20 protein-coding genes are annotated in these 21,639 nt (G+C 63.3%); 11 read left to right on the forward strand and 9 right to left on the reverse strand.

What is annotated here, in order from left to right; genetic code table 11:
• The first annotated feature begins 224 nt into the window (after positions 1 to 224).
• From V1283_RS14100 to V1283_RS14115, 4 genes are all read left to right on the forward strand, one after another.
• Positions 225 to 827, forward strand: coding sequence for a hypothetical protein (locus V1283_RS14100; protein WP_334387083.1), 603 nt, complete (start codon positions 225 to 227; stop codon positions 825 to 827).
• Positions 828 to 915: 88 nt separating this feature from the next.
• Complete coding sequence (locus tag V1283_RS14105) at positions 916 to 1,500, forward strand: NnrU family protein (protein WP_334387084.1); 585 nt, start codon at positions 916 to 918, stop codon at positions 1,498 to 1,500.
• 1 nt (position 1,501) lies between these two features.
• Positions 1,502 to 2,323, forward strand: a complete 822-nt coding sequence (gene panB, locus V1283_RS14110) for a 3-methyl-2-oxobutanoate hydroxymethyltransferase (RefSeq protein WP_334387085.1) — start codon at positions 1,502 to 1,504, stop codon at positions 2,321 to 2,323.
• A gap of 10 nt (positions 2,324 to 2,333) precedes the next feature.
• Positions 2,334 to 3,968 carry a class I adenylate-forming enzyme family protein gene (locus V1283_RS14115; protein ID WP_334387086.1) on the forward strand — a complete coding sequence of 545 codons (1,635 nt, stop codon included), beginning with the start codon at positions 2,334 to 2,336 and terminating at the stop codon, positions 3,966 to 3,968.
• A 161-nt stretch (positions 3,969 to 4,129) separates the two neighbouring features.
• On the opposite strand, the gene V1283_RS14120 is transcribed toward V1283_RS14115, so the two are convergent.
• Both V1283_RS14120 and V1283_RS14125 read right to left on the reverse strand, forming a co-directional pair.
• The gene (locus V1283_RS14120) at positions 4,130 to 4,432 is read right to left on the reverse strand and encodes a hypothetical protein (protein ID WP_334387087.1); all 303 of its coding nucleotides are present in this window, start codon (positions 4,430 to 4,432) and stop codon (positions 4,130 to 4,132) included.
• Between the two features lie 147 nt (positions 4,433 to 4,579).
• Positions 4,580 to 5,413, reverse strand: a complete 834-nt coding sequence (locus V1283_RS14125; RefSeq protein WP_334387088.1) for a hypothetical protein — start codon at positions 5,411 to 5,413, stop codon at positions 4,580 to 4,582.
• 277 nt (positions 5,414 to 5,690) lie between these two features.
• On the opposite strand from V1283_RS14125, the gene V1283_RS14130 reads away from it, so the two are divergent.
• The 6 genes from V1283_RS14130 (at position 5,691) to V1283_RS14155 (ending at position 11,562) form a co-directional block, all read left to right on the forward strand.
• A complete protein-coding gene (locus tag V1283_RS14130) occupies positions 5,691 to 6,344 on the forward strand; it encodes a tetratricopeptide repeat protein (protein WP_334387089.1) in 654 nt (217 codons plus the stop codon).
• Positions 6,345 to 6,470: 126 nt separating this feature from the next.
• Positions 6,471 to 6,992 carry a hypothetical protein gene (locus V1283_RS14135; RefSeq protein WP_334387090.1) on the forward strand — a complete coding sequence of 174 codons (522 nt, stop codon included), beginning with the start codon at positions 6,471 to 6,473 and terminating at the stop codon, positions 6,990 to 6,992.
• Between the two features lie 56 nt (positions 6,993 to 7,048).
• On the forward strand, positions 7,049 to 8,434 hold the full coding sequence (der, locus tag V1283_RS14140) for a ribosome biogenesis GTPase Der (protein WP_334387091.1): 1,386 nt from the start codon (positions 7,049 to 7,051) through the stop codon (positions 8,432 to 8,434).
• 171 nt (positions 8,435 to 8,605) lie between these two features.
• Positions 8,606 to 9,688, forward strand: a complete 1,083-nt coding sequence (locus V1283_RS14145; RefSeq protein ID WP_334387092.1) for a hypothetical protein — start codon at positions 8,606 to 8,608, stop codon at positions 9,686 to 9,688.
• 14 nt (positions 9,689 to 9,702) lie between these two features.
• On the forward strand, positions 9,703 to 10,158 hold the full coding sequence (locus V1283_RS14150; protein ID WP_334387093.1) for a hypothetical protein: 456 nt from the start codon (positions 9,703 to 9,705) through the stop codon (positions 10,156 to 10,158).
• A gap of 162 nt (positions 10,159 to 10,320) precedes the next feature.
• A complete protein-coding gene (locus V1283_RS14155; protein WP_334387094.1) occupies positions 10,321 to 11,562 on the forward strand; it encodes a TCR/Tet family MFS transporter in 1,242 nt (413 codons plus the stop codon).
• Positions 11,563 to 11,997: 435 nt separating this feature from the next.
• Here the strand turns inward: V1283_RS14155 and V1283_RS14160 are convergent, their stop codons facing one another.
• The 7 genes from V1283_RS14160 to radA all read right to left on the reverse strand — a co-directional run bounded on the left by V1283_RS14160 (position 11,998) and on the right by radA (position 20,674).
• Positions 11,998 to 13,161 carry an IS110 family transposase gene (locus V1283_RS14160; protein WP_334385105.1) on the reverse strand — a complete coding sequence of 388 codons (1,164 nt, stop codon included), beginning with the start codon at positions 13,159 to 13,161 and terminating at the stop codon, positions 11,998 to 12,000.
• Positions 13,162 to 13,252: 91 nt separating this feature from the next.
• Positions 13,253 to 14,479 (reverse strand): ABC transporter substrate-binding protein, encoded by a 1,227-nt coding sequence (locus tag V1283_RS14165; protein ID WP_334387095.1) that lies wholly within the window; start codon positions 14,477 to 14,479, stop codon positions 13,253 to 13,255.
• Between the two features lie 94 nt (positions 14,480 to 14,573).
• Positions 14,574 to 15,710, reverse strand: coding sequence for a hypothetical protein (locus tag V1283_RS14170; RefSeq protein WP_442895743.1), 1,137 nt, complete (start codon positions 15,708 to 15,710; stop codon positions 14,574 to 14,576).
• Between the two features lie 211 nt (positions 15,711 to 15,921).
• Positions 15,922 to 16,662 carry an SDR family NAD(P)-dependent oxidoreductase gene (locus V1283_RS14175; protein WP_334387096.1) on the reverse strand — a complete coding sequence of 247 codons (741 nt, stop codon included), beginning with the start codon at positions 16,660 to 16,662 and terminating at the stop codon, positions 15,922 to 15,924.
• 197 nt (positions 16,663 to 16,859) lie between these two features.
• Positions 16,860 to 18,377 carry an amidophosphoribosyltransferase gene (gene purF, locus V1283_RS14180; protein WP_334387097.1) on the reverse strand — a complete coding sequence of 506 codons (1,518 nt, stop codon included), beginning with the start codon at positions 18,375 to 18,377 and terminating at the stop codon, positions 16,860 to 16,862.
• Between the two features lie 31 nt (positions 18,378 to 18,408).
• Positions 18,409 to 19,038, reverse strand: coding sequence for a CvpA family protein (locus V1283_RS14185; RefSeq protein WP_334393054.1), 630 nt, complete (start codon positions 19,036 to 19,038; stop codon positions 18,409 to 18,411).
• A gap of 166 nt (positions 19,039 to 19,204) precedes the next feature.
• A complete protein-coding gene (gene radA, locus V1283_RS14190; protein ID WP_334387099.1) occupies positions 19,205 to 20,674 on the reverse strand; it encodes a DNA repair protein RadA in 1,470 nt (489 codons plus the stop codon).
• Between the two features lie 211 nt (positions 20,675 to 20,885).
• On the opposite strand from radA, the gene V1283_RS14195 reads away from it, so the two are divergent.
• Positions 20,886 to 21,638 carry a DUF5131 family protein gene (locus V1283_RS14195; RefSeq protein ID WP_334387100.1) on the forward strand — a complete coding sequence of 251 codons (753 nt, stop codon included), beginning with the start codon at positions 20,886 to 20,888 and terminating at the stop codon, positions 21,636 to 21,638.
• Position 21,639: the final 1 nt, after the last annotated feature.

A 21,639-nucleotide genomic window follows, 5' to 3' on the forward strand; every position in this document is an offset into this window, starting at 1 on the left:
AAGCGGGGGACCCAGTACGCCGGGGCTTCTCTGCAGATCACTACCGTCTCTGGAATACTGGATCGCCCGCCTTCGCGGGCGACGACAGCTGAGGCTTTGGCCCAGCGAAACGGCTCGGATTGCGGAACGATCCGCCATGAACGCGGGGAAGTGAACGAAGTCTGCCTTGATCCCGGCCAAAGCCGACATCAAGTTGGTTGGACCGTAACCCGAGGGACCGGCGTATGTCCCGGCGCTTCATTGTCTGCTTGATCGTGATGATAGCGGGGTTTGGCTCCGCCACTGCCCAGCACCGGCGTCAGATCGATGCTACGCCGTTTGCGCATGCGCCCTGTAGCGTGTTCGACCGCGAGCCGTGCACGCCGACGTTCTGCAGCGTATTCAACCACGGCCCGTGCATTCCCGAGATTTTCTATCCGTACGGCCAGAACCTGCAGCTCACGATCCAAAGCGCGCCGCCGCAGGACCAGGCGGAAAAATACCGCAAGCCCGACCACGACCTAGATACCATCGGCGACCTGTTTGCGGCACTGCGGTCCTGCTGGGCTCCGCCGCCGGCCGACACCGCGCGCGAGGGCATGCAGATGTCGGTCCGCTTCAGTTTCAAGAAAACGGGCGAGATCATCGCCACGCCCCAGGTGACGTATGCCACGGCAGGCGTCCCGGCCGATACCCGCGCCACCTACCTCAAGGCGATCAATGAATCGCTTGCCGCCTGCATGCCCCTGAAGTTCACCGGCGAGCTCGGCGGCGCGCTCGCGGGACGGCCGATCGCCATCCGCTACGTCGATAACCGCGACCTCGGCCGGCAGGCAGAGAAGCCGTGACCGGCAGCCGCGTGGCGCATTGCGCACCAAGGCCCTAAAATGATACGCGGATAAGCGAGGAAACCAGCCGCGCAACGGGAGGGACATCGTGGGACTGCTGGTGATGATCCTGGGCCTGATCGTGTTCTTTGGCGTCCACATGCTCACCATCCAGCGCAAGCTGCGCGCGGAGGTCATCGCCGCGACGGGTGAGGGCGGTTACAAGATCGGCTATGCGCTGGCCTCGTTCGCAGGCCTTGCGCTGATCATATGGGGCTTTGCCAAGTATCGCGCGACGGGCTGGATCGACGTCTGGACCCCGCCGACGGCGCTCAAGCACATCACGGTCGGCTTGATGCTGCCCGCGGTCATCATGGTCGTCGCGTCCTACATCCGCGGCCGGATCTATACGACGCTGAAGCATCCGATGCTGACGGGCATCAAGCTGTGGGCTGCGGCGCACCTGCTCGCCAACGGCGATCTCGGCTCGATCATCCTGTTCGGCTCGTTTCTCGCATGGGCGGTCTATGACCGCATTTCGCTGAAATCTCGTTCCGACGCCGGCGCGCCGCCGATCCCCGTCGGAGGTCCCGGCAACGACCTGATCGCGATCGCGGTCGGCACCGTCGCCTATCTGGCGCTCGCATTCGCGTTCCACCCGGTCGTGATCGGCGTCCCCGTGGTTGGAGCCTAGCATGTCGGTTCAGTCTGCCATCAAGCGCAAAACGGCGCCGGATATCCGCGCGCGCAAGAACGGCGAGCCGATCGTGATGCTGACCTCCTACCACGCGCACACTGCCGCGCTGGTGGATCGCCACTGCGACGTCATTCTGGTCGGCGATTCCCTCGGCAATGTCATGCATGGTTTCGAGACCACCGTGCCGGTGACGCTCGACATGATGATCCTGCAGGGACACGCGGTGATGCGCGGCTCGCAGCACGCGCTGGTCGTGGTGGACATGCCGTTCGGCTCCTATGAGGCCTCGAAGGAGCAGGCGTTTCATTCCGCGGTGCGGATCTTGAAGGAGACCCATTGCGGCGCGGTGAAGCTCGAAGGCGGGGCGCGGATGGCGGAAACGGTGGCGTTCCTGTCCGAGCGCGGTGTGCCGGTCATGGGCCATATCGGGTTGACGCCGCAATCGATCAACACGCTCGGTTCGTTTCGTGCGCAGGGCCGCGACGAGGGCAGCTGGGACCCGATCCTGAGGGATGCCCAGGCGATCTCGGATGCCGGGGCCTTCTCGGTCGTGATCGAGGCGGTCGCCGAGCCGCTGGCGCGAAAGATCACGCAAACCATCGCCATTCCAACTATCGGCATCGGCGCCAGCGCGGCCTGTGACGGCCAGGTGCTGGTGCTGGAGGACATGCTCGGCCTGTCGCCGCGGACGCCGAAATTCGTTCGCCGCTACGGCGATCTCGGCCCCGCGATCGAAGCGGCGATCCAGGGCTATGCCAGCGACGTGCGCTCACGCGCTTTCCCGGGGCCCGAGCACGTCTACGAGATGAAGAAGGGTTGACGAGGGCGCCATGGACTGGTCGCGGCACTCCATTCCGGCGATGCGGCTCGAGCCGCGCTTTGGCGACCGTATCGTTCCGGCATTTTGCGAGCGGCCCAATAGCATTCCGGCGATGGTGGCCGAAGCGGTGGCGCGAAACCCGGACGGCGAGGCGCTGGTCTGCGGCGCCACGCGAATGACATGGCGCGAAGTCGCCCACCAATCGGCGCAAATCGCAACGGGGTTTCAAAAACTCGGCCTGCAGCGCGGTGACCGCGTCGCGGTGCTGCTCGGCAACCGAACCGAATTCGTGCTGACGATGCTGGGCGCGGCCCATGCCGGGCTGGTCACCGTGCTGCTTTCGATCCGTCAGCAAAAGCCCGAGATCGCCTACGTGCTGACCGATTGCGGCGCGCGGCTGCTGATCCACGAGGCGGCGTTAGCCGACCGTGTGCCCGATGCGGGCGACATTCCCGATGTGACGCACCGGATCGCGGTCGATGATGATCCGCGGCTCTCGCGCTTTTCCGATCTGGCCGATCACGCGCCGCTGGCAGCGCTCGTCGAGGTCGGCGAAGAAGACACCGCCATGATCCTCTACACCTCGGGCACGACCGGGAAGCCCAAGGGCGCGATGCTTGCTCATTGCAACATCATCCATTCGGCGATGGTGTTCGTGTCGTGCCTGAAGCTGACCGAGGCGGATCGGTCGATTGCCGCGGTGCCGCTCGGGCACGTCACCGGCGTGGTCGCCAACATCATGACAATGGTTCGCTGCGCCGGCGCGCTGATCATCATGGCGGAGTTCAAGGCGGCCGAATATCTGAAGATGGCGGCGCGCGAGCGTGTTACCTACACCGTGATGGTGCCGGCGATGTACAATCTCTGTCTGCTGCAGCCGGATTTTGACAGCTACGATCTGTCGAGCTGGCGGATCGGCGGCTTTGGCGGCGCGCCGATGCCGATCGCCACGATCGAACGGCTGGATGCCAAGATTCCCGGGCTGAAGCTGATGAACTGCTACGGCGCGACCGAGACCACGTCGCCGTCGACCATGATGCCGGGCGAGCTGACCGCCAGCCATATTGACAGCGTAGGCTTGCCCTGTCCGGGCGCGCAGATCGTCGTGATGGATGCCAACGGCCGTGAACTGCCGCGCGGCGAGATCGGTGAAATCTGGATTCACGGCGGCTCGGTTATCAAGGGATACTGGAACAATCCGAAGGCAACGGCGGAGAGTTTTACGGCCGGCTTCTGGCATTCCGGCGATCTCGGCTCGATCGATGCCGAGAATTTCGTCCGCGTATTCGATCGCCAAAAGGACATGATCAATCGCGGCGGACTGAAAATCTATTCCGCGGAAGTCGAGTCGGTGTTGGCCGGCCATCCCGACGTGATCGAGAGCGCGATCATTGCAAAACCGTGCCCGGTGCTCGGGGAGCGCGTACATGCCGTCGTGGTGACCCGCAATGTGGTCGGGCTCGAGGTGCTGCGCGGCTGGTGTGCGGAGCGGCTGTCCGATTACAAGGTGCCGGAAACCATGGATGTCAGAATGGAGCCGTTGCCGCGCAACGCCAACGGCAAGGTGATGAAACGCCAGCTCCGCGAGGCTTTCATGCTGGCGATTTCGGCCGCAGCGCGAGAGCAGGCTGAGACTGGTCGCTAAAGTTATCGAGGCTGTTTAGGATAATGTCGATCGACAACGACAGCGTCGGGATGCGACACGATGGTCATGAACCAGACCATGCTGCCGGCCAGCGTCCAAAATGTATTCCAGTAAACCCAGTTCATTTTCCTGCCCGCCTAACCAATTTTTTCAGCCGCTGATCAGGCAGAGGTTCTGCCCACGAATTCGTCCAGGTAGACAGGCACATCGTATCCGTCGATGTCGCAACGACAGCGGATTTCTCTCGCGATATGTTGGGACAAATCGTCGCTCCAGTGCTCCAGCGTGTTGAAAGCGACCACCTCGATCGGGTCACTGAATTGTCCCGACAGAAGATCGGCAATGACCGTCTCGATGTCGGCGCACTCGGTTTTCCGGGCGATGCCATGCTGCCCAGGACCTTCCACGACAAGGTAGATCGTCTGATCGGCGCCATACGGCACAATCGGAGGAAATCCGCGCATCGCCCGAACTCCATGTAACGCAGATTCAATTACAGCGCAGAGAAAAGGTTCCCGTTATGCGCCGACGTTTTAAGAACACCTGCCAGGTGGCAGCGACGAGCGCGCCTGCCGCCGCCGTCAAATGCCGCGCGCCGGCGCGCGACAAGGCTAGAGTTTCGGTGCGCTGCCCCTGGGCATCGAGCCCTCGCTCGGCCCGGCAGCAAGCGCCGCACTGTCGATCGCGGCGGCGCTGACGAGCTGCTTGACATCAAGAAGGGTGAATTGCGCGATGCCGACACGGTCGGCCGGCACGCCCGGGACGAGCTGCACGCTCAACACGCCATCGCAGTTCGCGCCTTTGGCTTCGGTCAGCATGGCGCTCGGTTCCTTGGCCTTGGTCTGTGCGCGCTTGACGACCGCCACGCAACTGCCGCGGACGGTGTCGCCGTTGAGCTTGACGGCGGCCCGCGGGTCGAGCGGCTTGTCGATCGCTTCCAGCGCGGTCGCTTCCTTGTATTTGCCGCCGACCGACATGATCGAGCCCTTGCGGTAGATGTAATACAGATGCTGATCGCCGACGATGGTGGGCACGCCATATTTGCCCATGACTTCCTTGATCATGTCGGCCTTCGACGGCTGCTGGTCCTGCGCGAAGGTCAGATTGCGCGCGACGAAATAGGCGCGGTTGGCGCTCGCGGGCGAGGAGAAGCTGGTCGAGAGCATCTCGCCATTCTGTTTCGAACCGGTGGGGAGGCTGAAATTCAGCGCCGCGACATAGCTGGCGCCGCCGAATTTCTGCTGATGGATGTCGGTCTTGGTGTCGTTGCGGCCCTTGAACAGCGAATCAAAGACGGCGCGCGCGGATTCGGCATTCGATTCGGTCGAGATGCCTAGAATGTCGGGACGGAGTTTGCCCGAGAACGCCGTCTCGGGGGCCTTCGGCTTGATATCATCGGCCAGTGACGGCGTGGGCAGGGATGCCAGTCCCGATACCAAGCTCATGGCAAGCGTCGAAACCAGCGCATGGCGAGGCATGAAACACCCAGGAAATCGGGAACGGGTCGACTAGGGAAGCGGGCGGGATTACGCCAAACTTTGAACCGCGATGTCAACGTTGTCAGGCGATTTCACAGGCCGGCGGGGGCCGTTGTTAACGCTTTGATCCACCTCACTTTGCCTTGCCACCGCCATATCGATAGGCTACGTCGCGGCGATGCGGGGATCGGGCGCGCGATGCTGCCGCCCAAGGCGCGGTTCCTCGGGGATGGGATACCTTTAAGTGTCTGAATTATTTGATGAAGTAGACGAGGAGGTCCGTCGCGATCAGCTCAAAAAGCTGTGGGACCAATACTCGCTTTATATCATTGCCGGCCTGATTTTGATCATCGCCGCCGTGGGCGGCTGGCGCGGTTATCAATATCTGGAAGCCAAGAAGGCGGCCGAGGCGGGGGCTGCGTTCGACAAGGCCGTCGAGCTTTCGGAAGCCAACAAGCACGCCGAGGCCGAAGCGGCGTTCGCCGATCTCGTTGCGAAGGCGCCGTTTGGCTATCGCGTGTTGGCGCGGTTGCGCATGGCTTCGGAAGTCGCCAATCGTGATCCACAGGCCGCGGCAAAGATGTTCGATGAGCTCGCCGCTGATCGCAGCGTCGGCGTCGCCGAGCAGGATCTGGCGCGGATTCGCGCCGCCCAGTTGCTGCTGGAAAGCACGAGCTATCCCAATATGAAGGAGCGCCTCGAGGCCGCCGCTGCGCCCGGCGCTACCTTTCGCCATACCGCGCGCGAATTGCTGGCACTGTCGGCATGGCGCGCCAACGACGCTGCGGCGACGCGGCAATGGCTGGACCTGATCGCCAATGACGGCGAAACGCCGCCGAGCCTGCGCTCGCGTGCCGAAGCGCTGCAGGCCTTGCTGCCGCCGGTCGCCAAGAGCTGACCGAGCATGATCCGGAAAAGTGGGTACCGGTTTTCCGAGAAGATCATGCTCAAACCAAAGAGTTGGAGCGAGACGACTTTCGCCAAAGTCGTCTGGATCTAGGGCAAGAACGAGTTGGGAAACAGTATGCGCCGCCCGCAACGTTTGATCGCAACCGCCGTCCTCATCGCGCTTTCGGGCGCGCTGGCAGGCTGTGGCAGCACGGGCAATTTCGACCCGTCCGATCTGCTCGACTTCCTCGATACCAAGAAGAAGCTGCCCGGTGATCGCAAGCCGGTGTTCCCCGAAGGCGTGCCGGGCCTCGAGCAGGGCGTGCCGAAAGATCTCTACAAGGGCGCCCGCCAGGTTGACGACCCGAACGCGCAGGCAGCCGCTGCAGCTCCTCCGCCAGCGGAAGAACCGAAATCGAAGCGTGGCGCGAAATCCAAGGGCAAGCAGGCCGCCGCACCCGCCGCTGCGCCTGCGGACGCCGACGCCGCACCCGACGAGGAAGGCAGCACCGCCGCCGCGCCGCCGGCGCCCAAGCCCGCCAAGGTGGTGCGCAAGCGCACCACCGCGCCGCCGCCCGATCAATCGGCGGCACCTGCACAATCCCCGCAACAATCCGCGTTCCCGGCGCCGATGCCGAGCGGTACGTTCACGCGTTGATTCTTTTCTTTTCGTTCGATTGACACGCCCTTCGAAAGAGGGCGTTTGGATCATTTATGTCCTTTACGATCGCCATTATCGGCCGCCCCAATGTCGGCAAGTCGACGCTGTTCAACCGGCTGGTTGGGCAGAAGCTGGCGCTGGTGGATGACGAGCCCGGCGTCACCCGCGACCGCCGCGAGGGCAATGCGCGTCTCGGCGATCTCGAATTCACCGTGATCGACACGGCCGGCCTCGACGAGGGCGCCAAGGGCTCGCTCACGGCACGGATGCAGGAGCAGACCGAAACCGCGATCGGTCTTGCCGACGCGCTGATGTTCGTGATCGATGCGCGCGCTGGGCTAACGCCCAACGATCGCGCCTTTGCCGATTTTGCCCGCCGCGCCAACAAGCCGGTGGTGCTGGTCGCCAACAAGAGCGAAGGCAAGCACGGCGAAGTCGGCGCGATGGAATCCTACGCGCTGGGGCTCGGCGATCCCATCCAGATTTCGGCCGAGCATGGCGAGGGCCTGAGCGATCTCTACGACGCGCTCGCCGCGCTGATGCCGGACACGGTCGAGGAAGGTGAAGAGTTCGACGATGACGACATCATCGTATCCGATGAAGAACTCGCGCAGCGGCCGATCCGCGTCGCCATCGTCGGCCGTCCCAATGCCGGGAAATCCACGCTGATCAATCATCTCCTCGGCGAGGAGCGGCTGTTGACCAGCGCCGAGGCCGGCACCACACGCGATTCCATTTCGGTCGAGATCACCTGGCAGGGCCGCGAGTTCCGTGTGTTCGACACCGCAGGGCTACGGCGGCGCTCGCGGATCGAGGAGAAATTGGAAAAACTGTCGGTGGCGGACGCGCTGCGCGCGGTGCGCTTTGCCGAAGTCGTCGTGATGATGATGGACGCGCAGAACCGGTTCGAGGAACAGGACCTGCGCATTGCCGATCTGATCGAGCGCGAGGGACGGGCGATCGTGCTCGCGGTCAACAAATGGGATCTGATGGAGCGCAAGCCTCACCTGATTTCCGCGCTGCGCAGCGATGTCGATCACTGGCTGCCGCAGGTCAAGGGCGCGCCTGTTGTCGCGGTGTCCGGGCTGATGGGCGAAGGCATCGACCGGTTGATGACGGCGATTGAGGACGCCTACGCAGTGTGGAACAAGCGCGTGCCGACGGCCACGCTCAATCGCTGGTTCGAGCAGGCAGTCGACGCCAACCCGCCGCCCGCGGTTTCGGGGCGCCGGCTGAAACTGAACTACATTACCCAGGCCAAGGCCCGGCCGCCGAGCTTTATCCTGTTCTGCTCGCGAGCCGACGCCGTGCCGCAATCCTATCTGCGCTACCTCACCAACTCGATGCGCGAGGCTTTTGACCTGCCGGGCACGCCGATCCGGATCACGCTGCGCGAAAAAGCCAACCCGTTCGCCCACAAGCGCAAGCGGCCGTCATGATCTCCGTGTAGCGCTACCTGGCGGTCAGCGTCTCCGGGGTTGCCCAAAAGCAACAATCGCAGAATCTTAGCGATACCCGTCTAGACATCGCTGCGCTACGCTGCAATCCTAAGTTTTTCGAAAAAAGCAAAACAACTTTCTCGCGTTTCAGTCGTAACTGCGAGGCGTATTATGATAAGACATTTGACGGTTGCGGCACTGGCCGCGTCGGTTTTTGTTTCCGGCTGCGCAATTCACCCACTGCCGGAACAGGTCGCCGGCGTCGACACTCCCCACATCGTGCGACAGATCCGGTGCGAGACGCGCGACGCCGTCAAGGCGACATTGCTGGATTTCCTGCGCTTCATCGGAAGCGGCTTGTACGCGGGACTGCCCGAGGGGGTTCGCGACCCCAACGCCGACCGGCTGGTTGCGCTCTACGAGGAACAGCCGGACTTGATGGACAAGTTCAACTCCAGCTACTTCCCTGGACCCAGATATGTGAGGGAACGCGCTGCCATCGATCTGCTCCTGAAAGCGGGCGTTGCCTACACGTTCGACTTCGACATCTTCGAGGACAACGACATCGGCGCTACCGTGAACCTGCTGCGTGACATCAATCCGAACTTCACGGCCGGCATCGAAGGCCATGCCAAACGCCGGCGGCAGAACGAGCGCAAATTCACGGTGACCGACACCTTCGGCTCTCTTCTCGCCAATTTGAACGCCGCGGAGGTCCGCGGCATCCGTTATTGCTCCGGACAGATCGTCGGACCGAACTACGTCTATCCCATTGCGGGCCGTGTCGGCGTCGACCGCTCCGTCAAGGATTTCTCCAGGATGCTGCTGTTCGAAAACTTGGGCGGCAAGGACGGCGCAGCCGGCGCCGCGCCAACCATGACCGACGACCTGACCTTCACCACGACGCTCACCCTGGAAGGCACCCCGAAGCTCGTCTTCGCTCCGGTCGGCACGCTCTTGCGCGTGGCCAACGCGTCGCTCGATCTCAACGTGGGGCGCAGCGACAAGCATCAGGTCACAATTGGCCTCGCCGTGGACGTGGGCGGCGTGGACGCGGTGCGCGGCTTCCTGTTCTCGGCAGGCCGCGGCAGCGGCACCGTGATCGCCGAGCGGGGTCCCACGGGCCGACAGCCGACCCGCCTGCTGTGGGCCGGGCAACGCGTGACGGGTGGCGGCACACGATCCGAGTTCCTCGCCGTCATCGCGATCGATCAACAGAAGAGCAAGGAATTCAAGCTGCAGGTCGCGCCCTGAAACAGGAGAACCCCATGGCCGCCAAGAAATCCCGACGCGCCGCCGCCTCCAAACGCAAGACGTCGCCGGCTCGCAAAGGCAGAAAATCGTCGGCGACCAAACGGACGAGCGGCGCGCGGTCCGCATCCGCTGGGACGCGCAAGGCGGTATCGGTTGAGAACTTCGTGCGATGTATCAGAACCCTGCACGATCTGGGCCTGGTCCTGCCATTCGTGCGATCCGCAAAAAGAGCGAAGTTGACCTTGACGATGGATACCGCCGCTTTCGAACGGGTCAAGACATCCGTGAACAAGCAGCGCCAGCCCGCACCCGTCTCGGCCAACATCCGCTCACGGGCCTCGATCGGGCCGGCGACAAGGGGCGTCAGACCGCGCCCAGGTGATGATCCGTTCGACTTCGGGAGCAACGCCGCACCCGGCGGGTTGGGAAGCGTCGCGCCGCTCCCAGGTCATGACCCATTCGACTTCTAAGGCGGGATGACTGATCCCTGCTCGGACGATCCGTTCGATTGCAAGTTCAAATAACTGAGACACGGCAGGGAGTGCCGTTCCAACCATATCATGGGGCTTGCCTGTCGGGCGAAGAGTCCTTAGTCGATCAGGTTCGTTGGTGCACGGACAGGAGATCGAACGTTGCTGGAACGTGGCCGAGCGCATGTGCCGCGTCGCGGAGCAGCAGCCTTCATCTTCGTCACCATTCTGCTCGACATGCTGGCGCTCGGGCTGATCCTGCCGATCCTGCCCAAGCTCGTGGAAAGTTTTGTCGACAACGACACGGCGACGGCGGCGCGGATTTTTGGCCTGTTCGGCACCGCCTGGGCGCTGATGCAGTTTTTGTTTTCGCCGATCCTTGGCGCGCTGTCGGATCGCTTCGGCCGGCGGCCGGTGGTGCTGCTGTCGAATTTCGGATTGGCGCTGGACTATGTGTTGATGGCGCTGGCGCCGTCGCTGACCTGGCTGTTCATCGGCCGGGTAATCTCAGGCATCACCTCCGCCAGCATCTCCACGGCCTTTGCCTACATCGCCGATGTGACGCCGCCGGAACGGCGTGCGGCGGTGTTCGGCAAGATTGGTGCTGCGTTCGGCGCCGGCTTCATTCTCGGTCCTGCCGTCGGCGGCCTGCTCGGCGGCATGGATCCGCGCCTGCCGTTCTGGATCGCGGCGGGCTTGAGCTTTGCGAATGCGCTGTACGGTTGGCTGATCCTGCCCGAGTCGCTGCCCAAGGATCGGCGCGCGCCATTCCACTGGAAAAGCGCCAGCCCGATCGGGGCACTGCATCTCTTGCGCTCGAACCGGATTCTCGCCGGCCTGTCGCTGGCGAATTTCTTCGGGCAGGTCGCGCATGTGGTGCTGCCATCTACCTTTGTGCTCTATGCCACCTACCGTTATGGGTGGGATACGACGACGGTAGGGCTCACGTTGGCTTTGGTCGGAGTCTGCGCCATGGTGGTGCAGGGTGCCGGCGTCGGGCCGATCGTCAAGCACCTCGGCGAGCGCCGTGCGCTGCTGCTGGGGCTTGCCTGCGGCGCGCTGGGTTTTTTCATCTATGGCGCGGCCCCGACCGGACCGCTGTTCTGGCTCGGCATTCCCGTGATGGCGCTGTGGGGCGTGGCGGGGGCGGCGATCCAGGCGCTGACGACGCAGCTCGTAGCACCCGATCAGCAGGGCCAGTTGCAGGGCGCGACCAACAGCGTCAACAGCATCGCCCAGATGGCGGGGCCGTTTCTGTTTACGCTGACGTTTGCGTATTTCATCAGCGACGGGGCGCCGTTCAAAATGCCGGGCGCACCGTTCCTGTTGGCGGCAGCGCTGCTGGGGCTGGGACTCTTGATCGCGTGGCGCACGCTAGCGACAACAAAAGGCGCTAAATCGTAGGGTGGGCAAAGCGCAGCGTGCCCACCATTCACGATGAAAGCGCGGAGAGATGGTGGGCACGGCGCAAGTGCGCCTTTGCCCACCCTCATATGAGGGCTTTTGAGTCAAGCATCCCGACCGGGGCTTGGATGTGATTTTTTGCATTCGGTGGAGCGGCGGCGCGCGGAGCCATGCGTAGCGCAGCGTGCCGCCGCGGTCGGTGCGCTCAGGAACTGGCTTCCGGCGATTTATGCAGCATCTCACTGCATCACCTCATATCCGGTCGGGCGTTTTGCAGCCCGGTACCCACATTCCGCATGCATGCGGCGAGGAAGCCATGAGGATGAGACCCATCTACGAAGCGGCCTGTTGATTTGGCCCAAGGGTGGCACGGTCATCATCCATTCCGCGCTGACCGCGGCCGACGCCGCGACGCTGACGCGTTGCTTGAAACGTTTACGCCTTCGCGGCCTTGAGCACGGCTCCTTCGGGAACCATGCCGGTTGTGAGGTAGCGCCAGAGCGCCACCATCAGCTTGCGCGCCAAGGCCACGATGGCGATGCGCTTGTTGCGCTTGCTGGCATTGTTGTGGGTGCGGCTGCGGAACCATCGGGTGAGCGCACTCTCCGGCTGATGCCGCAGCCACAGCCAGGCCAGTTCGATCGCGGCGCAGCGGGCGCGTGGATTGCCCGCCTTGCTGATGCCCTGGTCGCGGTCGGTCCCGCCGCTCTGCCATGGACTGGGCGTCAGCCCGAAATAGCTCGCGACCTCACGCCGATTACGAAAGTCCTTGTAGAACACCTCGCTGGTCAGCGTCGTCGCGAACGCCGGACCGAGGCATTTGAGCCGGAGCAACAGTTCGCTGCGCTCGGTCATCTGCGCCGCCGCAGGTGCCGGATCCGCTTGAGCCGACGCCTGTGCGAGTTCCTCGAGCCGTTCGCGCACCAGCATCAGCCGTGCGTGCTCGTGCCTGATCTCCGCCAGCATCCGTGGCGGCACCGCCTGGCCCTGCCAATCCCGCTGCGCCGAAAGCCAGCTCAGCCAGTCACGCCGGCGCGGGTTCCCCACCGCCATGCCCAACAATCGCAGCAGCGCCTTGATCCGGGTGGTGTGCGCGGTTTGCTCCTTGATCAGCCGGCCGCGTTCACGGCTGGTGCGGCGGGCGTCCTCTTGCTCCGGCGCAGGTGCCCGCACGATCCGCACCACCTGCGGCTCACCGCGCAGATACGCCATCAGCGTCCGTAGCATCTTCTCGCCATCGATCCGGTCGGTCTTCACCCGCCGTGCCCGCTGATCCACCGCTATGCTCGCAGGGTCAAACACGTAGTTCGTGATCCCGGCAGCCAGCAGAAGCCGATGCAGCCAGAACCCGTCGTAGCCCGCTTCGTAGCAGCTCACCACCGCCGGAACGGCTCCCAGCGCCCGGGCCGCCCGCTCCCGAACCTGACCGATCAGCGCCAGCAGCGCAGCATGATCGCCGCCCTCCAGCTTGTGACGCGACATCTTGCCTTTGTCCGGACTGTGCAGCGTTACCAGCCAGCTCTTCTGGCTCAGTTCAATCGCAACGAAAATCGTGCCACAATGCCCGGCGGTGGGCGTGTCTACGGTCGATGCTTGCATCTGGCTCTCCGATGGTTCGAGTGTGGAAACCCAAACCTACCGGAAAGGGCACGCTCACCGCCCCATGGAATCTACGCACGCTGCTACGCCGTCACTTCTTCACCAGCGGACATTCGCTGGCTTCGAGCGGCTTGGCGGCGTCTTCCGCCGAGATCGCGGCGATCTGCTTGTAATAGTCCCACGGTCCCTTCGACTCTTCCGGCTTCTTCACCTCGAACAGATAGGCCGGGATGAGGCGGCGGCCATCGGCGCGCAGCGGGCCCTTGCCGAACAGCGGATCGTCGGTCGGCAATTCCTTCATCTTGGCGACGACCTTGGCGCCGTCATGGGGATTGCCGCCGAGCGCTTCCATCGCCTTCAGATAATGCAGCACCATGGCGTAGTTGCCGGCCTGCGTCATCGAGGGCATCGCGTTCTTGTTGGCGAGTGCGGAGAACCGCTTCGACCAGGCGCGCGTCTGGTCGTTCATGTCCCAGTAAAAGGACTCGGTGAACGTCAGGCCCTGCGCGGTCTTCAACCCAAGCGAATGCACGTCGTTGATGAACAGCAACAGCGCGGCGAGCTTCTGGCCGGCCGCGACGATGCCGAATTCGGCGGCCTGCTTGATCGAGTTGGTGGTGTCGCCGCCGGCATTGGCAAGTCCGATGACCTTTGCCTTGGACGCCTGCGCCTGCAGCAGGAAGGACGAGAAATCGGCGGTGTTGATCGGAGCCTTGACGCCGCCGAGCACCTTGCCGCCATTGGCGGTCACGACGGCCGACGTGTCACGCTCGAGCGCATGACCGAAGGCATAGTCGGCGGTGAGGAAGAACCAGCTATCGCCGCCCGCTTTGGTCAGCGCCTTGCCGGTGCCGTTGGCGAGCATGTAGGTGTCGTAGGTAAAGGAGACAGTGTTTGGCGTGCACGCCTTGCCGGTAAGGTCCGCCGTCGCTGCGCCCGAATTGAGCAGGACGTTGTTCTTTTCCTTGACGAGGTTGTTGACGGCGAGCGCGACGCCGGAGTTCGGCGTGTCGGCGATCGCATCGACCTTGTCGTTGTCGATCCACTGCCTCGCGATGTTGACGCCGACGTCGGGTTTGTTCTGGTGATCGCCGCTGACGACGTCGATCTTCCAGCCCTTCTTGGTGAGGCCGGAATCCTCGACCGCCATCTTGATCGCGACGACGGAATTGGGGCCGCCGATGTCGGCATAGAGGCTCGACATGTCGTTCAACACGCCGATCTTGACGGTCTTGTCCTGGGCCAGTGCTGGCGTCGCGAGGCCGAGCGCGGCAAGCGCCACGGACGCGGCGAAGCGCCGCGCAATTCTATTCGTCATGGTATTCCCTCCAGAAACGGTTGTTCGCCGGCTCTCTTTTCGGAACCTGCCAGCGGGTCTGCGATAGTCCTTCTGGTGGGGCCGGGCAATCCGCCTATCGTAGCGCGTCCGAGGTCAGCTTGAACTTCTGGATCCGCTTACCGGTGTCGACCTCGGCCGTATAGACGTTGCCCTTGGCGTCTACCGCCATGGCGTGAATCCAGTGGAACTGTCCGGCATTGCGGCCATTGCGGCCAAAACTGCCAACTACGGTACCATCATCCCGTTTCAGCACCCGGATTTCATTGTTTTCGCCGTCGGCGCTCAGCAAATAGGTCTGCTTCGGATCGGGCCAGATCGCGATATCCCACACCGCGCCGTTGCCGAGTGTGTTCTTTTCGTAGAACCATTCCTTAACGAAGGTTCCATCTTTCCTGAACACCTGGATGCGGTTGTTGATGCGGTCGCAGACATAGACCAGCCCGTCATTGGCGAGCTTCACGCAATGCACGGGATTGGCGAATTGCTGCGGGGGAGGCGCCTTGGGGTCGTAGGCCGGCTGCTTGTCATCGTTCGGCGGGTTGCCGTAAGCGCCCCAGTGCCGCTTGTAGGCGCCAGTGGTTGCATCAAACACGATGACGCGGCGATTGCCGTAGCCGTCGGCAACGAAGATTTCGTTGGCGTCCTTGTCGATCGCGGTCTCGGCGGGTTTGCCGAGCTGCGTGGTGTCGCCAGAACCCTTGCTCGGCGCGATCTTGCCGATCTGCATCACGAACTTGCCGTCGAGGGTGAATTTCAGGATCGCGTTGTCGTTGTCGGCATTGCCGCCGACCCACACGAAACCTTTCTCATCCACCTCGATGCCGTGCTCGCGGCCTACCCATTCATAGCCTTCGCCGGGGCCGCCCCAGGAGCGCAGCAGATTGCCGTCGGTATCGAACTCGAGCACCGGCGGCGCCGACACGCAGCATTTCGAGCGGGGCGGATTCAGCGCAGCACCCTTCTCATCGTCGGTGAGCGAGCGCGGGCGATGGATCACCCAGATATGGCCCTGCGCATCGACCGTGATGCCGCCGACCTGGCCGAGGATCCAGTTGTTCGGCAGCGGCTTTGGCCATGACACATCGACTGCGAAGGTCGGAATATCGCCGGCGCGCGAGGAAGCCGGCACCGCAACAAGCATTGCAGCGGTGAAGCAGGCAGCGACAGTTCTGGAGAGAGTCAGGCGAGCGCGCGTGCACTTCGACGTCATGGGTGCCTCCCAATGATTTTTCTTGGCGGGTTGTCCCGCTTGGAAGGCAGTCAATCGTGCGGAGGTGTGGGAGTCAACGGTTTGACATCGTCATTGCGAGGCAGCGAAGCAATCGATGCCTCAACAAGCGGCGAAATGGATCGCTTCGCGGAGTCTGTCATCGGGCGCGCATTCGCGCGAGCCGTTGGCTCGCAATGACCCAGAAAAACGCTCACTCCGGCGCGCGGAAGCTCATCAGCGTGCGGGTCCTGTAGTCATAGAGCTTGCCGGTCTCGGTCCACTCCGGCGCGCACATCGGCACGATGAATTCCGCCGCCTGCTCGGGCGTATCCAGCGTCATCGGGTCTTCGCCGGGAAAGACGATGGCGCGCATGCGGGTGCGGATCGGGCCGGGGCTGAACAGGTTGACCCGCAGTTTCGTGCTCACGGTCTCGTTGGCCCAGGAGCGCACCAGTGTGTCCAGTGCGGCCTTCGAGGCCGCGTAGGGACCCTGATAGGCGTTCGCCTTGCTGGCGGCGCCCGACGTCACGAACACGGCGCGGCCGGCGTCCGAGACCTTGAGCAGCGGGTCCATGCAGCGGATGAGCTGGAAGTTCGCGGTGACGTTCACCGCCATCACGTCGTTCCAGGGTTTTAGCTCGATATGACCGAGCGGCGAGGAGGGACCGGCGACGCCGGCATTGCCGACAAGTATATCGATCTTGCCGTGGCGCTCATGCAGCGCCGCGCCGAGCCGCGCGATGCCGTCGAAATCGGTGAGATTGAGCGGCACCAGCGTGGCGCTGCCGCCGTCTTTCCGGATCTCGTCGTCGAGTTCCTCAAGGCCGCCTTGCGTGCGCGCGACGGCCACGATATGCGCGCCGGCGCGACCGAGCGCACGGGCCGTGGCATAGCCGATGCCGCGTGAGGCGCCGGTGACGAGCGCGATGCGGGAGGCGAGGGGTTTGGTCATGATGCTGGTCCGTCCACGTCCTTGCGGCGGGTTTTACAGACGTGGATGGCCAGGACAAGCCCGGCCGCGAGAAAAGCATCGTCATTCCGGGATGGCCCGGAGGGCCAGACCCGGAATCTAGAGCTAAGGGACTAAGGTAGCACTACATCGAGATTCCGGGTTCGATGCTGCGCATCGCCCCGGAATGACGCTTCGCGTCAGCTCGCTTCCGCCAGCAGCGACAATTGCCGGGGCTGCGGTTCGACCTGGGTCTGGTCGGTGAGGTGCGTCGGATAGGCGCCGGTGAAGCAGTGGTCCGAGAATTTTGGATTGGCGGGATCGCGGCCCGGTTCGCCCATGGCGCGGTACATGCCGTCGATCGACAGGAACGCCAGCGAGTCCGCGCCGATGATGTCGCGCATCTCCTCCAGCGAATGGCTGGCCGCGAGAAGCCCGCCGCGGTCCGGCAGGTCGATGCCGTAATAGTCGGGATACAGGATCGGGGGCGAGGCGAGGCGGAAATGCACCTCGCGCGCGCCGGCGTCGCGCATCATGCGCACGATCTTCTTCGACGTGGTGCCGCGCACCAGCGAGTCGTCGATCAGGATGATGCGCTTGCCTTCGATCGCGGCGCGGTTGGCCGAATGCTTCATGCGCACGCCGAGTTCGCGCACGCTCTGGGTCGGCTGGATGAAGGTGCGGCCGACATAGTGGTTACGGATGATGCCGAGCTCGAACGGCACGCCGGAATGCTGGCTGTAACCGAGGGCGGCGGGCACGCCGGAATCCGGCACCGGCACCACGACGTCGACTTCGACATGGCTTTCACGCGCGAGCTGCGCGCCGAAGGCTTTTCGGACGTCGTAGACCGAGCGGCCGCCGACGATGGAGTCCGGCCGCGAGAAGTAGATATATTCGAAGATACAGGGCCGCGGCGGCTTCGGCGGGAACGGCTTGTGGCTGTGCGCGCCCGCCTCGTCGAACACGATGATTTCGCCGGGCTCGATGTCACGGACATATTTTGCGCCGATCATGTCGAGCGCACAGGTTTCCGAGGTCAGGATCGGACGGCCGTCGAGGTCGCCGAGCACCAGCGGGCGGATGCCGAGCGGATCACGGGCGCCGATCAACTTCTTGTTGGTGAGCGCGACCAGCGCGTAAGCGCCTTCGATCGCGCGCAGCGACTCGATGAAGCGGTCGATGAAACGGCCACGCCTGGATTGCGCGACCAGATGCAGGATGACCTCGGTGTCGGTGGTCGACTGCATCATCGCGCCACCCTTCACCAGTTCGCGGCGCAGCGTCAGCCCGTTGGTGAGATTGCCGTTATGGCCGACGGCGAAGCCGCCGGCATTGAGCTCGGCGAACAGCGGCTGCACGTTGCGCAGGATGGTAGCGCCGGTGGTGGAATAGCGTACATGGCCGACGGCCATAATGCCGGGCAGGCGCTCGATGACTTCACGGCGGGAGAAGGTATCGCCGACGAGGCCGAGGCGGCGTTCGGAGTGAAAGCGGCTGCCGTCAAAGGAGACGATGCCCGCGGCTTCCTGGCCGCGATGCTGAAGGGCGTGTAGTCCGAGCGCTGTAATGGCGGCGGCCTCGGGGTGGCCGAAAATGCCGAACACGCCGCATTCCTCGCGTAGCGTGTCGCCTTCGAGATCGTCCTGCAACTCGACGCCCGGATTTAAATCAGGGCTTGGATCGAGTTGGCCGGCGGGATCGGAAGGGTTTTGCATCGCGTCCATCGCCTCTCTATTTTGGCCAGAATTAGCGTGCCGCGGGTTTCTCGATCAGCTTTTTAAGACTGTCGCGGGCAGGTTTACTGTAGCCATCGCCGGACGCAGGGGCTGCCTGGTCGGCGTCAGTTTGGTCGTCGTCCGGTTTATTCTTCTTGAATCTCTTTAAGATGGTGTTCTCGGGGTCGTCCGGCAAGAGCGACATTAACCAATCCCCGGTTCCTTGCAGGACCACCCGGGACTTGGCACCGGTGATCCAGTCCGGCCGCTGCTTGTCCGGGACCAGCCAGCTGAAGAACAGGAACGCGACCACCACGATCAAAAGGCCGCGACCCAACCCAAACAGGAAGCCGAGCGTGCGGTCCAGCGCGCCGATCCGCGAATCCAGGATCATGTCCGAAATCCGGACCGTGATGACGGAAACCACAATCAGCGTACCGATGAAGGTGCCGGCAACGACCACCACGGCCGCGATCGTATCGCTGCCGAAATAGGCCTTGGCAGACGGCAGCAGCTTGGAGAAAGCATAGAGCGTCACCAGCGCCGCCGCGCCCCATGCCGCGATCGACAGGATTTCGCGCATGAAGCCGCGCACCATGGCGAGCAGCCCCGAAATCAGCATTACTCCGAGCAGGACGAGATCAAGTATCGTTATCGGCATCGGCTGGTAAGGTCCGCTCGTAAGTTTCTCAAGCCAGCGAATCGGCGGGTCAGAGTCACCCCAAGTGAAGGGCAGACGGCACATCCCGCAAGGCCGGATATCGCGCCATCCCGCTCGCCTTTCGCGCGGGTTGTATAGCGGCGAGGGCCGGGCACGTCACGCCGCTTTAGCTGTTTTCACGACGGAATCGCGCTGGTGTGGCATTTTTCTCCGTCACACCCTCGCGATTGGTGTTCCGGTTGTCGGACCCAGCGCCTCTGGGGCTGCCACGTGCCGCGATATCGGCGACCAGGCTGGTCAAGCCGCCGATGCTGCTCAGCGCCAGCCCGCCATCGCCGCCGACCTCGCCACGGGCCGATTCGGGCAGAACGGCACGGCCAAATCCCAGTTTCGCGGCCTCCTTTAATCGGGCCGAGGTCTGCGCCACCGGCCGGACCGCGCCCGAGAGTGAAATCTCACCGAAATAGACCGCATCTGTCGGTAACGGAGCGTTCACCAGGGACGACACCAGGGCAGCGGCCGCCGCGAGGTCGGCCGCGGGCTCCTGGATCCGCAAGCCTCCCGCCACGTTCAGATAGACGTCGTAGCCGGACAATTTGACCCCGCAATGGGCTTCCAGCACCGCGAGCACCATCGACAGCCGGCTCGGGTCCCAGCCCACCACGGCCCGCCTCGGGGTGCCGAGCGTGGTCGGCGCCACCAATGCCTGCAATTCCACCAGCACCGGGCGGGTGCCTTCGATCCCGGCAAAGACCGCCGTGCCCGGGCTGCCCAGGTCGCGTTCAGAAAGGAACAATTCGGAAGGGTTGGAGACCTCGCGAAGGCCCAAGCCCGTCATCTCGAACACGCCGATTTCATCGGTCGGACCGAAGCGGTTCTTCATCGCGCGCAAAATGCGGAAATGTTGCGAGCCTTCTCCCTCGAACGACAGCACCGCGTCGACCATGTGCTCGACCACACGGGGGCCCGCGATCTGGCCATCCTTGGTGACGTGCCCAACCAGAATGATCGCAGCTCCGGATTTTTTGGCGAAGCGAATGAGCGCCTGCGCGGAGGCGCGGACCTGCGTCACCGTTCCCGGCGCTGATTCCACCGTGTCGGTCCACATGGTCTGTATCGAATCGATTACGATCAGGCGCGGCACCGCGCCCTCCGACAGCGTCGAGACGATGTCTTCGACCGACGTTTCGGCGGCGAGCTGCACCGGCGCATCGGCAAGCCCCAGCCGCTCAGCACGCAGCCGCACCTGGGCCACGGCTTCTTCGCCCGAAATATAGACCGCGCGATGCCCGGCGCGCGCCAGCATGCTGGTGGCCTGCGTCAGCAAGGTCGATTTGCCGATGCCGGGGTCGCCGCCGACCAACAGCACCGAACCGCGGACAAAACCGCCACCGGTGACGCGATCGAGCTCCGTCATGCCGGAGGGCAGGCGCGGGGCGTCGTTGCTTTTTCCCGTCAGTGATTCCAGCGCAAACGTCCGCCCCCGGCGCTTTGAGCGAATCGACACCGGCACGCTGCCGGTCGTGTCCTCCTCGGCCAGCGTGTTCCACTCGCCGCAGGACTCGCACTTGCCCTGCCAGCGGTTATACGCCGCGCCGCAGTTCTGGCAGACAAAGGAGAGGGTGGATTTGGCCATGAAGGGAGTGAGTCGCAGTCTCGGTGGAACGGGCAATGTGTCATAGCATGACTGAGGTAGCATGGAGGCATGATATCATCCTGTTATACGTCGGACGTGCCGCAGGACGAAGACTTGTAGTAGAGGAGGTTCACACCGCTAGGGCACGATAAATCCAAGTAACCAAATCTAACCACTTTCTTGAGATTCTATAGACGCTTGAGAGAACTCCATGGCCGAAACATCAATCGAATGGACCGACGCGACTTGGAATCCTGTGGCTGGTTGCACCGTGCTTACAGCAGGCTGCACGAATTGCTACGCCATGCGGATGGCGGCCAGACTTGAGGCGATGGGGACTGCGAAGTACCGCGGCCTCACCCGGAAAAGCGGGCGACGCGCAGTCTGGACCGGCAAAATTCGTTTGGATTATGCATCGCTCGATACACCGAGAACGTGGTCAAAGCCACGCAAGGTTTTCGTCAACTCAATGTCCGACCTTTTCCATGATGATGTTCCAACTGAATTCATCGCTCGGGTTTGGGACGTGATGAAGGAAACACCTCGGCACACGTATCAAATTCTCACTAAGCGCCCCGAGCGCATGGCACACGTTCTAGCTCAACGATCATTCGAAATCCTCCCGAACGTCTGGCTCGGCACCAGCATTGAGGATGGTCGCGTTCTGTATAGGTTGGATGCCATTCGGCAGGTGCCAGCCGCAATCAGATTTGTTTCCCTTGAGCCGCTGATCGGGTCCGTAGCCGATGGCGATCTCACCGGCATCCATTGGGCGATCGTTGGTGGGGAGAGCGGCCCGCGCGCCCGCGAAATGAAGCCTGAGTGGGTCGACGAGATCGAGACGATGTGTCGTTCCTCTGGAACGGCCTTCTTCTTCAAACAGTGGGGTGGAAAAAATAAGAAGGCGGCCGGTCGCATACTAAATGGCAAGACCTACGATGAGATGCCCGACCTGCGGCCGTGAT

This window comes from Bradyrhizobium sp. AZCC 2262 (assembly GCF_036924535.1).
In the GTDB taxonomy this organism is placed as follows: Bacteria; Pseudomonadota; Alphaproteobacteria; order Rhizobiales; family Xanthobacteraceae; genus Bradyrhizobium.

Excerpts from the sequence above, each read along its gene's own strand:
- V1283_RS14120 (WP_334387087.1), bottom strand. The coding sequence starts at position 4,432 with ATGCGCGGATTTCCTCCGATTGTGCCGTATGGCGCCGATCAGACGATC.
- der (WP_334387091.1), top strand. The coding sequence starts at position 7,049 with ATGTCCTTTACGATCGCCATTATCGGCCGCCCCAATGTCGGCAAGTCG.
- V1283_RS14185 (WP_334393054.1), bottom strand. The coding sequence starts at position 19,038 with ATGCCGATAACGATACTTGATCTCGTCCTGCTCGGAGTAATGCTGATT.
- V1283_RS14170 (WP_442895743.1), bottom strand. The coding sequence starts at position 15,710 with ATGACGTCGAAGTGCACGCGCGCTCGCCTGACTCTCTCCAGAACTGTC.
- V1283_RS14160 (WP_334385105.1), bottom strand. The coding sequence starts at position 13,161 with ATGCAAGCATCGACCGTAGACACGCCCACCGCCGGGCATTGTGGCACG.
- V1283_RS14135 (WP_334387090.1), top strand. The coding sequence starts at position 6,471 with ATGCGCCGCCCGCAACGTTTGATCGCAACCGCCGTCCTCATCGCGCTT.
- purF (WP_334387097.1), bottom strand. The coding sequence starts at position 18,377 with ATGCAAAACCCTTCCGATCCCGCCGGCCAACTCGATCCAAGCCCTGAT.
- V1283_RS14145 (WP_334387092.1), top strand. The coding sequence starts at position 8,606 with ATGATAAGACATTTGACGGTTGCGGCACTGGCCGCGTCGGTTTTTGTT.
- V1283_RS14165 (WP_334387095.1), bottom strand. The coding sequence starts at position 14,479 with ATGACGAATAGAATTGCGCGGCGCTTCGCCGCGTCCGTGGCGCTTGCC.
- V1283_RS14150 (WP_334387093.1), top strand. The coding sequence starts at position 9,703 with ATGGCCGCCAAGAAATCCCGACGCGCCGCCGCCTCCAAACGCAAGACG.
- radA (WP_334387099.1), bottom strand. The coding sequence starts at position 20,674 with ATGGCCAAATCCACCCTCTCCTTTGTCTGCCAGAACTGCGGCGCGGCG.
- panB (WP_334387085.1), top strand. The coding sequence starts at position 1,502 with ATGTCGGTTCAGTCTGCCATCAAGCGCAAAACGGCGCCGGATATCCGC.
- V1283_RS14125 (WP_334387088.1), bottom strand. The coding sequence starts at position 5,413 with ATGAGCTTGGTATCGGGACTGGCATCCCTGCCCACGCCGTCACTGGCC.
- V1283_RS14100 (WP_334387083.1), top strand. The coding sequence starts at position 225 with ATGTCCCGGCGCTTCATTGTCTGCTTGATCGTGATGATAGCGGGGTTT.
- V1283_RS14175 (WP_334387096.1), bottom strand. The coding sequence starts at position 16,662 with ATGACCAAACCCCTCGCCTCCCGCATCGCGCTCGTCACCGGCGCCTCA.
- V1283_RS14115 (WP_334387086.1), top strand. The coding sequence starts at position 2,334 with ATGGACTGGTCGCGGCACTCCATTCCGGCGATGCGGCTCGAGCCGCGC.
- V1283_RS14195 (WP_334387100.1), top strand. The coding sequence starts at position 20,886 with ATGGCCGAAACATCAATCGAATGGACCGACGCGACTTGGAATCCTGTG.